At 66.1% G+C, this 14,952-nt stretch carries 14 protein-coding genes; 5 read left to right on the plus strand and 9 right to left on the minus strand.

Annotated elements, in window-relative coordinates; translation table 11 throughout:
- Positions 1–289 precede the first annotated feature (289 nt).
- On the plus strand, positions 290–1,390 hold the full coding sequence (locus tag AC1ROD_RS07160; protein ID WP_492947553.1) for a serine hydrolase domain-containing protein: 1,101 nt from the start codon (positions 290–292) through the stop codon (positions 1,388–1,390).
- A gap of 117 nt (positions 1,391–1,507) precedes the next feature.
- Here AC1ROD_RS07160 and AC1ROD_RS07165 read toward each other — a convergent pair whose 3' ends face one another.
- Positions 1,508–2,065, minus strand: coding sequence for a lipocalin family protein (locus tag AC1ROD_RS07165; RefSeq protein WP_492947554.1), 558 nt, complete (start codon positions 2,063–2,065; stop codon positions 1,508–1,510).
- A gap of 62 nt (positions 2,066–2,127) precedes the next feature.
- The gene (locus tag AC1ROD_RS07170) at positions 2,128–3,030 is read right to left on the minus strand and encodes a DUF3313 family protein (protein ID WP_492947555.1); all 903 of its coding nucleotides are present in this window, start codon (positions 3,028–3,030) and stop codon (positions 2,128–2,130) included.
- Between the two features lie 75 nt (positions 3,031–3,105).
- On the opposite strand from AC1ROD_RS07170, the gene AC1ROD_RS07175 reads away from it, so the two are divergent.
- Both AC1ROD_RS07175 and chrR read left to right on the plus strand, forming a co-directional pair.
- Entirely contained in the window at positions 3,106–3,720 is a 615-nt protein-coding gene (locus tag AC1ROD_RS07175; protein WP_492947556.1) for a sigma-70 family RNA polymerase sigma factor, read from the plus strand.
- Positions 3,717–4,352 (plus strand): cadmium/peroxide/UV radiation responsive anti-sigma factor ChrR, encoded by a 636-nt coding sequence (chrR, locus tag AC1ROD_RS07180; RefSeq protein WP_492947557.1) that lies wholly within the window; start codon positions 3,717–3,719, stop codon positions 4,350–4,352. Before AC1ROD_RS07175 ends, chrR begins: the two co-directional genes overlap by 4 nt.
- A 138-nt stretch (positions 4,353–4,490) precedes the next feature.
- Here chrR and AC1ROD_RS07185 read toward each other — a convergent pair whose 3' ends face one another.
- The gene (locus AC1ROD_RS07185) at positions 4,491–4,889 is read right to left on the minus strand and encodes a DUF3253 domain-containing protein (RefSeq protein ID WP_492947558.1); all 399 of its coding nucleotides are present in this window, start codon (positions 4,887–4,889) and stop codon (positions 4,491–4,493) included.
- Between the two features lie 215 nt (positions 4,890–5,104).
- Here AC1ROD_RS07185 and AC1ROD_RS07190 point away from each other — a divergent pair, with 215 nt between their 5' ends.
- Entirely contained in the window at positions 5,105–5,287 is a 183-nt protein-coding gene (locus AC1ROD_RS07190; protein WP_492947559.1) for a ComEA family DNA-binding protein, read from the plus strand.
- A 346-nt stretch (positions 5,288–5,633) separates the two neighbouring features.
- Here the strand turns inward: AC1ROD_RS07190 and AC1ROD_RS07195 are convergent, their stop codons facing one another.
- The 6 genes from AC1ROD_RS07195 to AC1ROD_RS07220 all read right to left on the minus strand — a co-directional run bounded on the left by AC1ROD_RS07195 (position 5,634) and on the right by AC1ROD_RS07220 (position 13,172).
- Entirely contained in the window at positions 5,634–6,392 is a 759-nt protein-coding gene (locus AC1ROD_RS07195) for an alpha/beta hydrolase family protein (RefSeq protein WP_492947560.1), read from the minus strand.
- Positions 6,389–7,600 carry a DUF3182 family protein gene (locus tag AC1ROD_RS07200; protein WP_492947561.1) on the minus strand — a complete coding sequence of 404 codons (1,212 nt, stop codon included), beginning with the start codon at positions 7,598–7,600 and terminating at the stop codon, positions 6,389–6,391. Before AC1ROD_RS07200 ends, AC1ROD_RS07195 begins: the two co-directional genes overlap by 4 nt.
- 1,529 nt (positions 7,601–9,129) lie before the next feature.
- Entirely contained in the window at positions 9,130–9,555 is a 426-nt protein-coding gene (locus AC1ROD_RS07205; protein WP_492947562.1) for a BLUF domain-containing protein, read from the minus strand.
- Positions 9,555–11,390: an ATP-binding protein gene (locus AC1ROD_RS07210; protein ID WP_492947563.1), complete on the minus strand. Its 1,836-nt coding sequence runs from the start codon at positions 11,388–11,390 to the stop codon at positions 9,555–9,557. The genes AC1ROD_RS07205 and AC1ROD_RS07210 overlap by 1 nt, the downstream gene beginning before the upstream one ends.
- Before the next feature lie 373 nt (positions 11,391–11,763).
- Entirely contained in the window at positions 11,764–12,303 is a 540-nt protein-coding gene (locus AC1ROD_RS07215; protein WP_492947564.1) for a response regulator, read from the minus strand.
- Between the two features lie 602 nt (positions 12,304–12,905).
- The gene (locus tag AC1ROD_RS07220; RefSeq protein WP_492947565.1) at positions 12,906–13,172 is read right to left on the minus strand and encodes a hypothetical protein; all 267 of its coding nucleotides are present in this window, start codon (positions 13,170–13,172) and stop codon (positions 12,906–12,908) included.
- Between the two features lie 325 nt (positions 13,173–13,497).
- Here AC1ROD_RS07220 and AC1ROD_RS07225 point away from each other — a divergent pair, with 325 nt between their 5' ends.
- Positions 13,498–14,715, plus strand: a complete 1,218-nt coding sequence (locus AC1ROD_RS07225; RefSeq protein ID WP_492947566.1) for a DUF2252 family protein — start codon at positions 13,498–13,500, stop codon at positions 14,713–14,715.
- The last annotated feature ends 237 nt before the right edge of the window (positions 14,716–14,952 follow it).

Raw genomic sequence — 14,952 nt, forward strand, 5'->3', positions numbered from 1 at the left:
TTGGGAGGCGGGGCGTGGTTCGCGGCGTTGCCGATTGTAAAACCTTTGGTCGCGTGCGACGAGGGCGTGAAGGCTAAGGCCTTTGTTCGGCTATCCCGCGTCCCCCACGCGAGGCCGGGCGCACTGCTCCAGTCCCTCGACGGCAGTGAAGGCGGTCTGGTCTGTGTCAAGGCGGACCGGGCCGCCCGCTGCGAGCGTGTTAGGGGAGGTTTTGTATCCCCCTTGGCCCCTGTACTCCCGGCGCCGGGGTGCTTTACTGGTTCGTCAGACCTGTACGGACCTCCCAGCCATGAAAGCGATGATCGGACTGACCGCGGCTGTCTCACTACTCCTGTCCATACACACGCCGGCCGTGGCCGAGGAGAGACGGCCGGCCTGCGCCTCGACCATGGATATGGGGCAGGCCGGACCGGCGGCGGCTGTCGATGAGGTCGTGCGCGCGGAGATGAACCGGCAACATATTCCGGGGCTGGCGCTCGCCGTCCTCTGCGACGGCCAGGTCGTCATCGCCAAGGGCTACGGGAAGGCCAATCTCGAGACCGGTTTGGACGTTTCCATAGACACGGCGTTCAACATCGGATCGCTGAGCAAGCAGTTTCTCGCAACGGCCGTGCTGATCCTTGCGCAGGAGGGGCGGCTGAGCCTGGACGAGCCGGTGTCGGCCTATCTGACTGACGCCCCGGAAAGCTGGCGGGCCATAACCCTGCGCCACCTTCTTAACCACACTTCCGGGCTGGTGCGTGAAGCCCCCGCATTCCGGCCCGACCAGGTCCAGGCGGACATCGACGTCATTCGGTCCGGATATGGGTTGCCGCTCCTGTTTCCGACCGGGACCCGCTTCGAATACTCCAACCTCGGCTATTATGTCGTGGCTGAGATCATCAGCCGGCAATCGGGCCAGCCGTGGCCGGATTTCGTGAAGACCCGGATCTTCGATGTCGCCGGGATGACCGCGTCAAGGCCGACCAGTCCCACTGACCTGATCTCGGGTCGCTCGGGCGCCTACGAATGGAAGGCGGGGCGGACCGTCAATGTGCCGCCCTTGGCGGCCCTGAGGCCCAGCGGCGCCTTCGTGTCGTCCCTCTCGGATTTGATGCGCTGGGATCGTGTCCTCGATAGCGACGCCCTCATCTCCGCTGACTTCCGGCGGCAGATGAGGACCGCTCCCGTTCTTCCCGGGGAAGGGCCAGGCGCCTACGGCTTCGGATGGCGCCTCGAACCTGTCGAGGGACATTTCGAGATCGGTCATGGCGGAGCCCTCGCGGGCTTCCGGTCCTATTACGCGCGATACCCGGATGATCGACTGTCCGTCATTGTGCTGACGAACGAGGGTGACGCCGATCCTCGCGCGCTCGTTCGCGCCGTCGCCCGTCTTGTCCTGAACGACTGAGGGCTCGGGTAGAAGGCGTTCGTCCCGGCGCGGCGTGGAGGCGGCCCCTTGGCGTTTCCTCGGCTCAGACCACGCCGCCACCGCGCCGTGTCCCGACACGAGGCGCCCGGAGCCGGCTCAACCCGGCAGGTCGTGGCGAGTGGGTCTGATCAGGTCGGTGTCGTAGCCCAGGTTGCGGACACGCGTCATGATCGCTGCGGAGACCGATTGGGAAGGACGGGGCGTGCGACTGAGAAGCCAAAGGTAGCGACCCGACGGTTCGCCCACGATCGCCCAGGAATAGTCCTCGGCCCGGTCAAGAACCCAGTAGTCGCCGAGGAACAGAGGGCCCCAGAAGGAAACCTTGAGCTTGGCGTTGCCGCTGCCCGGCGTGATTTTGGCGCGTCCTTTTGAGCGCCGTTCCGTTCCGCTGGGATGCTCGCGGCACAGGTTGCTGACGCCCACCAGCCCATCGTCCCGCAGTGTGTATTCCGCCGTCACCCCCTCACAGCCCCGTTCGAAGCCGTTCTCGTACCGACCGATCTCGTACCAGAGGCCGGAGTAGCGCTGCAGATCGACGGGCCGGGCGGGCTGCGGAACGCTGATGTTGCCCACAGGGCCGCGCTGGAGGGTCGCACAAGCGCCGAGCGCCAGGGTCGCGCTGGTCACCAGCAGGAGGGGAAATGCTTTTTTCATGGAGGCGACAACGACATGACAGGGCGCCCGTTCCGAAGGTTCGTCAGTCCGGTGCGCGGCTTTCAGGGCTCGGCGGACGTCCCGATATCAGGCCTGGCGACCGTCGGATCCTGCTTCAACGGTTGTTGTGGTCTGACGCCTTGAGCCTGAGGCACATAGAGGCCGGTCACCAGTCGCGCGAGGAAGCCCGCAGGCTGAGCTCTCGGGCCGAAGCGTTCGCAGGGATCAGGTGTGGGAATGGCGCGCACCTTGCGGTCAGGCGCGGCGAAGCTGTCACCGACCGGGTCGCCCAGCACCTCCGCGAACTGGAGCGCGTCGCCGACCCGCGACAGGGAGGGGGTGTCGGTTCCGACCACATTGGCCTGTCGCGCGAAGGCGAGGGCGGCGATCTGCACGCCGTCGGCGCCGACGAGCTCCGCCTCCGCCGCCAAGGCGCCTGTGGCGCCCGGCGCGCGCACGCCGATCGGGCCGGGGATGAAGGTGTTGGCCACCGCGGCGACGCCGGCGGCGGCCGGTTCGCTACCGCGCAGGCGCGTAATCGCGAGACGCACGACCCCGACGTCTGGTCCCCGGGCTTCTGTGAGGGTGAAACGCTCGCTGAGCTCATAGCAGGCCTTGGCGATCCACCTCGCCGAGAACCAGGGCCACATCCGCCGGCGGCAACCCCTCGGCGGCTCCGGGATGGAGGGCTGCGGGCTGAATGTACAGGGTCTCCACCGTCCCGGCGCTCGCGCACACACACCCGCAATGTTCCCGGCTTGGTCGCCAGACCCTCGTAGCCGGTCAGATAGCCGCTCAGCGGAGCAGGGGCTGTCTGGCAGGCTGCGGCTGCGACAACGAGGCCGGCGGCGAGCAGGGGAGGCACACGCATGGGGAGGGTCCTCTTGGCAAGGGAACGGGTGACCTACCGTCCCCGGCCGCATCCTCAACAGCGGCGCGATGTTGCGGCGCCTCCCGGCCATCATGGGGTGATGACTGGCCTAGTTCGGGACGATTCACCTAGGCGCATCCGAAGCGCGCTGAATCGCGTATGCAGGCCGATGTATGGACAGATCGAAATTCTACGGCCTGAAGTCGGGGTGACGTCGCGAGCGATGTCACAAGGTGATGAGCACGCCCGGTGGATCCAGGCAATCGCGGCCCATGGGGACCGGGAAGCCTTCGCGAACCTTTTCGCCTTCTATGCGCCCCGCCTTAAATCCTATCTCATGCGGGCGGGAGCAACGCCGGGGGCGGCCGAGGACTTCGCGCAGGACGCGCTGCTGACCGTTTGGCGCAAGGCGGCGTTATTCGATGCCGGCAAGGCCAGCGCGGCGACCTGGGTCTATGTGATCGCCCGCAACCGCCGCCTCGACGCGTTGAGACGCGAAAGGCTGCCCATGCCGACACCGGAGGTCGAGCTGGCGGGCGAGGCCCCTGCCTTGCCCGATGCCCGCCTGGACGCGGAACAGGACGCTGATCGCGTCCGCCGCGCGATGGAGCGTCTGCCAGAAGATCAACGCGAGGTTCTCACACTCGCCTATTTTTCGGACCATCCCTATGCCGAGGTCGCCCGCCAGCTCGGAATGCCGCTCGGTACGGTGAAGTCGAAGATCCGCAAGGGGATGATCCGCTTGAGAAAGCTCCTGGGGTCGCGTGATGGAGTGAGGAAGTGAGCGGCAAGACAGGATTGTCAGAAGAGCGCCTGCTGGCCTTCGCGGCCGGCGCCCTGAGCCCGCCGGAGGCGGTCGTCGTTAATGCCTGGCTCTCGTTTCAGCCGCAGGAGGCCGCCTTCGTCCGGGATCTGCAGATCCTGGGCGGACAGGTCCTGGACGCCCAGCCTCCCGCGGCGATGTCGTCAGATGCCCTGGATCACGCCTTGGCCAGGATCGAGACCCGGCCGCCTGCGGTATCAGCTCCGACTCTCAACGAGATGCCTGAACTGCCGGACTGCCTTCGCATCTACCCGCTGGGGCCCTGGCGTTGGCTCGGCCCGGGCGTGCGGGTCCGCGATGTCGGCGCACCGTGGGACGGGGCCTGCAGGGTGATACTGCTCAAGATCGACAGCGGACAGCGAACGCCTCGTCATACCCACGGCGGCGTGGAGCTCACCTGCGTTCTCTCCGGCGCCTACGCCACAGAAACCGCCCGCTTTGAGGCGGGCGATATCGAGGAGGCGGACGAGAGCGTGACGCACCAGCCGCGGGTCGTTTCCGCCGAGCCCTGTCTGTGCGTCGCCGCGCTTGATGGACAGATCCATCTGGACGGTTGGTTGGGACGGTGGCTGCAGCCGTTGGTGAGGCTGTAAGCGCCGCACGCTGTACCTACGGCGGCGCTCTCAGACCTTTCGGCAGATCGGGGGGCGCGTGGGGCATTGTGCCGCCAAGCCGCCGGCGTCCGGCTCGCCCCCACCGATCAGGAGATCGGCTCTGGCGCGCTCAAGGGGCTATGTTTCACTCGCGGTTAGGGGAAGGCGACAGGCCGACTTCGGCGCTGTAGACCGCGGAGCCGACGCAGGCGTTGCGTAGGGCGTCGACCGGGTTGCGGCCGGAGATCGAAGGTCATCCCGGCTGACTTGCGGTGGTGGAGCAACTCCACCTGAACGACCCATGCGATAAGGACCTCTGCGCACGGGCAGGGCTCCGCCTTTCCAGCTCAGTCCGATGTCACCGGCCGCCATCAGGTCATCGACGGCATGGTGCACGGCCGGCATGGCCTGTCGCCATGCCGAGGGAGTCGCTTCCTGAGCCGCGACGGCGCGAGCGACTTCGCTCGGGCAGACCGTCGCATCCGCCCGTCGTTGGGAGAGCAGATCGAGAACCAGGCGCTTCGCATTCCTATTCAAACGGGCGCTCCTTCAGCCGTTGGAGCAGTGCGTGAGCCGATGGCCGGTTCCGCACCTCGAGAGATCAGGCCTCTGCATCGTGGAGCTGCAGGCGCGTTGGGGCAGGCGCCTGCGGCGGTGCGGTCCGCAGCCTGGTCACGGAACCGGGGCCTGCGATCCACGCTGGAGTTTTGGGCCGCACCGCCGAGTTGCGGACACCACGTGAGAGCGACCGTATGATCAACTTGAACCACGCAACCGCCGCCGAGCTGGATGGTGTCCCGCAACTGCAAGGCCACGGATTTGAGATCGTCCGCTACCGCGAGGAGCGGGGAGGGTTCGACGCCGTGCGCCAGCTTGAGGAGGTCCCGGGGCTCGCCGGCAAATGGGATGGGGCTGAAAGCCAGCTGATGACATGAGGCCTGATCGCGCCTGGCCCCCGGATGCGATGTTGTGAGCCTCTGGCTTGCGCAAAGCTTCGGTGTTCACAGTCCGGGTCACATCCACCCCTCCTTATTGTGACCGGAGAGCCTCCCGTAGCCGCCGCGCGTCTGCCGTTCACGTCCTGAACGGGACTGCCGCCAGTCACCCTGGAGCGTTCGTCGGCTCCGGCCCGGATCGCGCGACAAGACGCCGAGTTTCAGCGCAGCGCGGCCCGGCCGGGCCTGCGACGGCGGCCAAGATCAAGCCGGTCGGGACGCCGTTTCCCCATCATAACCGCCCTGACGCAAGCCGACGATGCGATCAGGCGGTCGGCGTCCGATCCTAGCGAAATGCGCGACGGCTGGCCCGCACCATCTCCTCGACCCAGTTGATCAGAATCGTCGTGTAAACCTTCTGATGGTCAGGATCGCGCATCGCGTGGGACGCACCCGGGATGATGCGGTGGGTAAAGGAGTTCGCGCGCTTGAAGGCCGCCTGGTAAGAAAGGATGACCTCCGTCGGAATGCGGTCATCCTCCCCGGACTCGACAATCAGGACGTCGCCTTCGAAGGCCGCGCAGGCGGCGAGCGCCCGATCCTCGTCGGGCGACCGGAGCGTCTGGCGGTAGGCTCGCACGTCGTCCTTGTCCAGCCGAGCCTTGGGAACATCCCAATGCTCGTCCGGGTAAAGGGCAGGGACGCGCAGCGCAAGCCAGCGGATCGATCTCTCCGCGGTGAGGAGGGCGGAGAGGTATCCTCCATAGCTCGTGCCGATAAGGCCGATGGCGGACGGATCGATCAGCGGCTGGGACGCCAGATAATCATAGGCGGTCCTGACGTCGTCCAACCCGTCCTGGCGGGTCACCTCGTCGCGCCGGGCGTCACTGCCCGCGTGGCCTCTGAGATCAAAGGTGAAGCAGATGCAGCCCAGGCGGGCGAGTTCCTCCGCGTGACCGAGATCTTCCTCCTGATTGCCGCCCCAGCCATGAACGAAGAGGAGGCCGGGCACCGGCGCTTCCGGCGGAAGCAATGTGCCGGTGAGGGTCTGTCCATCAACGGTGAGGTTCACCCGGCCTTCGTCGATTTGAATGGCGGCCTTCACGCAATCCTCATCGCATATTTGGTCATCGGGCCGACCACGGGATCGACGCCCTTGAAATAGAGAACGGCCCCCTCCGGCGTCTCGGAAACCTCGTAGCGCTCCACGGTGACCGTGTGTACCGAAGTCAGCTCCGGAGCGTCGGCGAACGCCTCCAAGGCGGCGATCTCCGCGCCGGTGGCTCCGCCGATCCGCCAGGATTGCTCGAGGACGCCGACCCGTCGCAGGCCACGCGCGTCGCGGCCCGCGATGACGTCGTAGTTTCGGCGCGTCAACACCATGGATGGGTAGGCGCGCCGGGCTGCGTCGTCGAAGACGGCGGCGCAGCGAATAGCTTCGGTGGCCTCTGTGTCCAGACCGAGGTGGGTCAGCCGGTCGAGCCCTCCGCGGACCGATCGCAGGCTCGATCCGCCGTACACGTTGCGGCCCTTGTGATCGATTGTTTCCTGCTGGTCGCCCACATAGCTGATCTCCAGTCCGGCCACGGAGAGGGAGCCCACGCTGTAGGTCTCGACATCGAAGAGGTTCTCCTCGATCACGATGCCGAACGTCGCCAGCTGCCGCGGATCCTGTTCCTGGATCACAGAAATGAGCTGCCGTTCGGTCTCCACGACGGTCTGGCCGAGGCTTGCTCGAGCACACACCTCCTTGACCCGCGCGGGACCGCTGCGCAGGAGCCGGCGGCCGCCTTCAACGGCGTCCTCCGGTGTGAAGGCCGTGTAGCCTTTCAAGGCGGCGTCGCCGAGCCGTTCGGCCATGGAGGCGCACCACCCTTCAGGATGCGCTGCCTCCTTGCCGATCAATCCATGAGTGATCGCCTTGGTCGCGGCGAAGCGATAGGGCGTCAGGCCGCCGAGCAAGGTCCCGATCGACAACCGGGTCTTCCAGGTCATCGTCTCTGCGATGAGGGTGTCTCTAGGAACCAGGAGAACGTCCGGTCCTACATCATCCGGATCGGTGACGGATCCGAGCCGCGGGATTCTGAGCAACGTCGCCAGGCGCGTGACCAGCGTCTCACGGGACTGTTTATCGTGCAGGTTGCCGGGGCTGTGACCGACGGGATCGAGCATGGCGATTCCCGCCAAGGGGTAGCCGTTGGTGAACGACGGCATGGCTGCAATGCCGACACGGTCCAGAGAGATCATCACGGCCTCGAGCTGTTGATAATGGCCTAACCCGAAGGAGAGCAGCCAGTTCAGGCCGCGAAGCAATTCCTTCTATTGACGGGCTTCGGGCGCCGCCCTGGCGGGTGAGTTCTGGCCCGCGCGGGACCGGCGCGTCAGCCGCGGGGGCGGGGCGTCGAGACGAAAGGTCCTGCGGGGCATCGCTGCAGAGGCCGCGAACCTGATCATAGGCGACTGCCCTCGAGCCGGCGCAACGCACACCGGGCGAGAGACGCTTCAGTCGTAATCACCGCGGCGTTTTCGTCTCGGCCGTCTGATGAGGCCTCGCCGCATCAGGGGATCCCGCAGCGAGAGCCAGGCGAGAAGCCCGGCAGCTGCGACCACGACCAGGTAGAACAGTATCAGCATCCGCACGTCCCCGGGGCGAGCCTACTGATGGAGATGACGTCACGGTCGAGCGGTGAACTCACCCCGCTCCGGCGGCTTTCAGAAGACGAACGCCATGATGAGCGCCGAGAGCGTGAGGCCCAGACCTGCAAGCGTGGCGAGCCCGACGATCAGCAGCGGCGGATCTTCCTGAAGGCGTTTGATCATCGTCTTTTCCGAGCCCTGGGCCGTTCCGCGCTGTGAATGATCCGGCGAAGATATCGTTCCGGGCGGGGCGGGCCGTCATCGGCCTGTGCTTCGGGGACGCAATGGGGTCGGACGGGCGCAGACGGTTTTCGGATGATGGCGCGGGATCGTAAAACAGGGTCGGCGCCGCTCAATGTTTCGCGGATCCGCTCTACTCAGGGCGTATACACCCGTGAGGTCCCGCGCCATTGGCTATGAATTTATGCTTAGAGACTGGGAGTGATGAAGCCCGCCGCCTCCGGGAGGCGGCGGGCTTCTTCGCGGAACCGCGCGGGAGGCTCGACGCGAGATCAGGTCTACTGATGTGACCTGACGACCAGCCGCTCAAACGCGACGACGAAGCCGGGGGTTCCGCGCGACCGAGGGACTCTGCTTGCAGACGCGTGTCTCCACGCTTCGACCATGCGGTCGGGGGTAACGGCCTGAGCTCCCGGTCAGGTCCGATGTCGTGTTCAGAGCCTTCGGTCGGCGCGCTGGACCGCGTCTTCACGGCGGGCTGATCGTCCCTGTCCCAACGGCGGGACGCGTCCCATTGCCGGGGGATGAGGTGGCCGGACGTCGGCGTCGTCTTTGAAGAGGGGCGGCCCTGTCCGTCCCGGCTGTCCTCGGGGGAGGCGGCCCGATCCTTCCAGATCGGCGGCCCGGCGACCTTCGGCTCGCCGGGCCACTCTGTTTGGCCGCGAAAGTCAGAGGCGGAGGGTTTCGTCAGCCCCGTGCGATGTCGCCCGCCTGCCGTGGTCAAAACATGTTTGCGGACAAGCTGTGAGCGATGACAACAGAGGTCGCTCCGAACGAGGAGGCGCTTCAGGCTGCCGCAGGATAATACGGCATGTAAGGCCGTACTGAGTGACGCGAAAGCGAGAGCCATCGGCGCCTCCTTCGTTCTCCAGGCCGGCGACCGAAACACGCACCGCGGCTCGTATTCTCCTGGTCTGAACGCCGCCAGGGCCCTGAGCTCGTCAGCCTCCTGGAATGACCAAAGATCAGGAGAGGCGAGGCGTCGCTGCCGTAGACGGTGAGGTTCCCTCACCCAGCGCAGCCGCAGCGGCTTCAGCGGATCGCCGCCCGCTGACGACGTCTGCGACCAGCCGGGAGATCAGCGTTGAAGACAGCGGGCCACGCATGGACCACCCCGCATGCGCGCGTTCGGCGACGCCCTCGCGGACCAGGATACGGATGTCCGAATGCCTGACGTCCTGCTCAAGACGCCGCATGAGCATGTCGAGCGCGTACCCAGGGCCTTCGAGAACCTGAAAGAAATGGGTCTCGCCGACCGCGAGGGCGCCGGTGATGTCGCGTTGATCGTTGTTGCGCTTGGCCTGGCCGAGAATCTCGGCGATTCCGAGAAGGGAAAGGGAGGCCGGGGCGCCTCGACTGGTGTAGACGACCCGCTGCAGCTTGAAGGGCATCAGGCGGCGTCCCGGGCGTCGACGCCGGGTGTCGAGGCGCCCATCGTGGCGACGCTGGCCCGGCCGCGCGGAGCGACCTGCAGGACGTGAGCGACGGCGCTGAAGTCGATCGGTTTGTTGAGATAGGCGTCCGCCCCAGCCGCGAACCCCTTGAGGTGATCCTCGCGGGTGGCGGAGGCCGACAGGACGACGATCGGCGTCTCGCGATTGGGGCTGTCGGACCGCCGGATCGCCAGCGTCGATGCGAGGCCGTCCATCACAGGCATGTTGACGTCCATGATGATCAGGTCGAAGGCCTCCACCTGCGCGGCGTCCAAGGCTTCGCGTCCATCCGTCGCGCAGGTGACGACATGGCCCGCGGGCTTCAGGTAGGCTTCCAGCACAAGACGATTAACCGGGTGGTCCTCGGCCACGAGAATCCGCAGTCCGTGTTCGGGCTGATCTGACGGGTTCGTGTCTTCAGCCGGGTCGAGATCATGGACCGTCTCACGCCAGGCTTCCACCGCTACCCTGATCGTGACGGAGAAGGTGGAACCCACTCCGGGCGTGGATTCTACCCGCACCTCGCCGCCCATGACTTCCGCGAGGCGTTTGGAGATGCTGAGCCCCAGTCCGGTGCCGGAGAACCGGCGGGTGGAGGAATCGTCGACCTGGGCGAAAGGCTGGAACAGTTTGGCGAGATCTTCAGGCGAGATGCCCACGCCCTGATCCTGCACCGAGAAGCAAAGCAGCGCGCTATCGCCCTCCGCAGGACTCTGGAGAGCCACGCCGAGTCGGATCGAACCTTCGCCGGTGAACTTGATCGCATTACTCAGGAAGTTCTGCACGATCTGGGTCAGGCGCAGGGCGTCGGTCCGGATCGAGGCCGGCGCGGCGGGATCAACCTCGACGGTGAAAGACAGACCCTTGGCCTCGGCATGGGCCTGGAAGGGGCCGACGACCTTGCGGCAGAGATCGTCGAAGGCGATCTCGGCGATCATCGTTTCCATCTTGCCCGCCTCGATCTTGGTGATGTCGAGGATATCGTTGAGGAGCGTCAGGAGCGAGGCTCCCGACTGTTGAATGATGGAGACGAATTCGCGCTGCTGGGGAGCCAGATCGCCGACGGCCAACAGCTGGGCGGCGCCCAGAACGCCGTTCATGGGCGTCCGCAGTTCGTGGGACATCACCCCCAGGAAATTCGACTTGGCCTGGCTGGCTGCATCGGCCTTGTCTCGCGCCGCGCGGAGCTCCACGATGAGATCCGCCTGCCGCTGCGCGGCCGCCGCGATCTCACCGTCCCTGATCTGGGTGATGGCGACCTTGATAAGGAGTGCGGCCCCCAGCACCGGAATGACCGCGATGAGCGTGTTGAAACCGGTCGTTCCCCAGAGGCCGAAGACCATGACGCCGAGGACGGCGGTGTAGGGCAGGGAGACGATCAGCGCCTCGCGGGGCGCGGCCCGCATCTGGGTGAAGACCAGAGTATAGCCCGCACCGAGCAGTGCGATCGCCAACATGGCGCCGTAGGGACCGCCCTCCAGGAAGGCGAGGAGGGGCGCAGCGGCCCATGCGATGCAGGATACCGACGCTGCCCAGACAACGTGGCGGCTCGACATCCCCTGGACCGAAGCCTGACGCGCCTTGCTCTCGACCAGGCCTCGGACGAGGCCGAGCGCCATGGTGACCCCATACCAGATGGCGACGTGAGACAGGGAGACTTCGGTGGCAAGGGCCAGGGCCCAGCACGTGATGATCCAATACCGCAGGTGGCCGGCGGACACGAGACGCTGCAGCAGAACCGGGGCATCTTCGCGCGCCGCGGTGCGGGGTCTATGGCGGTAGGTGAAACGCATTTGAGACCCCCATTCTGATGTCTCTACACTGACCAGAATTATATAAGGTGCGGTAAAAGCACGGAAATGTCCGGTTCCGGGCACAGCGGCGTGGGCTCCGGCATTGGGTTGTGCGTGTGGTTCACCCGCGGCGGACTTAGCCTTGGGCGGCTGCTTTACCCGGCTCGAACCCTCTTCCCCGGCGCGTTGCCGCAGGTTGAGATCCAGGCGGCGGCGTTCGCCTTTGGCGCGGAGACGCTTGTGGTCCGGCTGGGCAGGCGATGGGTTCAGCGCTGGCGAGCAGTCCAGGCGGTAGGTCGGTGACAGCAGCCGAAGGGGTCCGGACTCGGGCATCGGGAGATACCGGCTCCCCAATCCCGGTCGATCGAAATGATCACATCGCAGAGCTGAAGAAGGCCGAGCGTCGCGGCATCATAGCGGGTTTGGTCGACATCACGGCAGCGACCCAGGGGCGCCCGGCTGGAATGAGGGGAAAGCCGTCAGGAAATCCGCCGGTGGGATCGCTCGCCAGCCGGCGGGCGAGCACCCCGACGAAATGGTCTCGCATCGCGGTCTCATCGAACGGCTTCGGAAAGGCCTTCAGGGCGTTGAATGGCGGGCTCGAGGCAGGCCCAAGGCGACAACTGGCCAGCACGACCTCAACGCCCGGCCATCGATCACGCACGTAGAGTGCGAGGGCCAGGCCGTCCATCTCGCCCGGCAGGTCAATATCCGCGACGACAAGGGCGACATCTCCGTCGAGCTCATCCAGCACCCGTCGCGCCTCGTCGGCGGTCGCGGCCTCGATCGGAGAGAGCCCTGCGTCCGCGAGAAGGGCGCCGGCATGCATTCGAATGACGGCTTCGTCTTCGACGACCAGTGCGGAAAGTGATGTAGCGATGGCCATGCGCGTCAAATGTCGAAAATCGAACAAGGTTCACCGCCCGGTCGCTTCCCATCTGGGAACCACTGCGCCACACGGCGGCCTGGATGTCAGGTCTGTTGGCGCCGAGCGCCCGCAAGCGTTGTCTGATGGGAGCAGCGAAAACCATCGCAGAGAGCTCCTGCGCGGATGAGACGCTCCTTGTGCCGGGTCAGCATAGGAGCGGCGACCGCTACTGGTGCGGACGTCTCCTAAGATCTGAACGCGCGACCGCTCTCGATCACCGTCAGGCTCGGAGGCTTGCGTTCGGAGTGCCGCGAAACCCAATGGATGACGGTGGCCCAAGCAGAGAGCACCAGGATGGACAGCGCTCCGACGATGAATATGGCGAACACCGGCGTCTCCTTTGGGTCTGTCCTCTAAGCGTCACAAGGGAAGGTCTGTTCCCGACCTAGGGCGTCGAACGAGCGGTGGGGACGTCGGTAGGGGGCGGGCCAGCCTCGAGGTTTAGGGCGAGCGGGGTGCGACACTGATGGCTCGGCTCCCGTGCCGTTAGAAGCGCTCGACGTGCCGGGGTTCTCGTCCGGAAACGACAGACAACAAAAAAGCCCCGCCACTGAGGCGGGGCTTCTGATGGATGGCGGCCTGAGCCCTCAGTGGCCGGGCTGTTCGCCGGCGGTCGGCGACGTGCTCGGCGTATTGGAGGTCGTCATGCCGCCATCCGCGTTGCCGGCCTGCTGCTCGATGTGGTCAGCCTGGGCGTTCAGATTCTTTTCCTGCTGCTCGTTGGGGGTCGCCGCCGCCTGGGCTTCAAGCTGGTCCGCCTTCACCTCGGCCGCCTTGTCGGCCGAGCTCTCGCCGCAAGCCGCCAGACCGGCGAAAAGGGCGGCGGTGGCCGAAGCGATAATCAGTTTACGCATGGGTTTTCCTCCTGATGGGCCTCTCCAACGCCGCGAGTGCGATTCGGGTTCACAGGGCCGCGACGCCGCTCAGCTGTCCACGCTTGCCGCGATCGCTGCAGCCGGGTCGCCTGCCGAGGCATTCCGGCCGGGGAGGTCTCCAATCCTGTTTGACGATCATAAGCCGCGCTACGCAGGAATATTGCGACCTTCCGCCGCATGATGCGTTAGCCGCCCTACTGCAAGGCGCAGGGGGGCGCGACAGTCTGCGATGCAGGCGAGGCTGACCTCGATCTGTTGACACGCATTCTGGCCAAACCTGAAAGGGGCGGCGATCGGGAGCTCCATGCCGCAACGTCCCCAGCGTTCGCCGACCCACTCGGACCGGTCTGCCGTTCTAAACCTCACGCGTCGTCTCAAGATGGCCCGCTCCGCCCACGCCTATGTGCGGGGCAGTACGCGTCAGTTCTACGCATGGCTGGAGGCTTCGCCGGCGTCGGTTCCGGATGCGCCGCCGGTCTGGATCTGCGGCGATTGCCATCTCGGCAACCTGGGGCCGCTGGCCGACGTCAAGGGACGTGTCGAAATCCAGATCCGGGATCTGGACCAGACGGTGATCGGCAATCCCGCTCATGACATCATCCGGCTGGGGCTGTCGCTCGCTTCCGCCGCTCGAAGCTCCGACCTTCCCGGGGTCGCAACCGCCCGTATGCTGGAGCATCTCATGCTGGGCTATCAGGATGGCCTGACAGACGACTTCGATGCCCAAGACGCTTCCAGCCGGCCCAAGGCGATCCAGACCCTGCTCAAGCAGTCCCTCCGACGCCGGTGGCCGCAACTCTCCCAAGAACGCCTCTCGGGCGATCACCCCGAAATTCCGCTGGGCAAACGCTTCTGGCGGTTGGCGGACAGCGAACGCCGCGACCTTGAGGGTCTTATTGGGACGGCGGATGCGCGCGCTATGCTCATCCGGCTCGAGCAGCGCTCCGGCAAGGAAAAGCCCAATCGCAAGGTGGCGCTTGCAGACGCGGCCTACTGGATGAAGGGGTGCAGCTCTCTCGGCCGACTCCGCTACGCCGCCCTGGTCCGGGTCGGATCTCACCATCCCTCATTCGCCCTGGTCGACATCAAGGAAGCAGCGGCTGCGGCCGCGCCGCGCGCGCCGGGGGCGACCATGCCGCGCGACAATGCCGAGCGGGTCCTTGCTGGAGCGAAGGCATTGTCGCCTCACCTCGGCGAACGAATGGTCGCGGGTCGGATGGCTGGCAAGGCGGTGGTGTTGCGAGAGCTCGCGCCGCAGGATCTCAAGATCGAGATGACCCGCACCCGACCCGCGGAGGCCGCGGCCCTGGCGCGCTATCTCGGCGGAGTGGTGGGACGCGCGCATGGGCGGCAGATGGAGGCTGGAGATCGCAGGGCGTGGGGTCGGCGTCTGGTGCGGGATCAGACGGCGACGCTGGATGCGCCGTCATGGCTCTGGTCCAGCGTCGTCGAGTTGATAGGCCTCCATGAGGCCGCCTATCTGGAACACTGTCGCCTCTATGCGCTGGAAGAGGCGGCCTGACACTTCTGGTGACCGACCTTTATCAACATCGGGCGCGTTTGGGGCTGCACCGCCACAGGGATGACGTGCTGGCGTGTCCATGGGGTTCCTTTGACCGCTGGACGGGCAGCCCGGCTCGAAGGCGACGACGCTGCCCGATAGGCCGGGCGCCTTGATTCCGGCGAGGACAGCCCGTCCTGGTGTTAGCAAACCTGGCAGCAGATCCTTGCGGCGCGCTTTTCTAAGATCTGTGGGCCC

The organism is Brevundimonas sp. GW821-FHT12E07, from assembly GCF_058807035.1.

Bases quoted from the DNA above. Each gene is read 5' to 3' on its own strand.
- AC1ROD_RS07165 (WP_492947554.1), bottom strand. From the start codon at position 2,065: ATGAAAAAAGCATTTCCCCTCCTGCTGGTGACCAGCGCGACCCTGGCG.
- AC1ROD_RS07160 (WP_492947553.1), top strand. From the start codon at position 290: ATGAAAGCGATGATCGGACTGACCGCGGCTGTCTCACTACTCCTGTCC.
- AC1ROD_RS07225 (WP_492947566.1), top strand. From the start codon at position 13,498: ATGCCGCAACGTCCCCAGCGTTCGCCGACCCACTCGGACCGGTCTGCC.
- AC1ROD_RS07205 (WP_492947562.1), bottom strand. From the start codon at position 9,555: ATGCCCTTCAAGCTGCAGCGGGTCGTCTACACCAGTCGAGGCGCCCCG.
- AC1ROD_RS07210 (WP_492947563.1), bottom strand. From the start codon at position 11,390: ATGCGTTTCACCTACCGCCATAGACCCCGCACCGCGGCGCGCGAAGAT.
- AC1ROD_RS07190 (WP_492947559.1), top strand. From the start codon at position 5,105: ATGATCAACTTGAACCACGCAACCGCCGCCGAGCTGGATGGTGTCCCG.
- AC1ROD_RS07220 (WP_492947565.1), bottom strand. From the start codon at position 13,172: ATGCGTAAACTGATTATCGCTTCGGCCACCGCCGCCCTTTTCGCCGGT.
- AC1ROD_RS07175 (WP_492947556.1), top strand. From the start codon at position 3,106: ATGTATGGACAGATCGAAATTCTACGGCCTGAAGTCGGGGTGACGTCG.
- AC1ROD_RS07170 (WP_492947555.1), bottom strand. From the start codon at position 3,030: ATGATGGCCGGGAGGCGCCGCAACATCGCGCCGCTGTTGAGGATGCGG.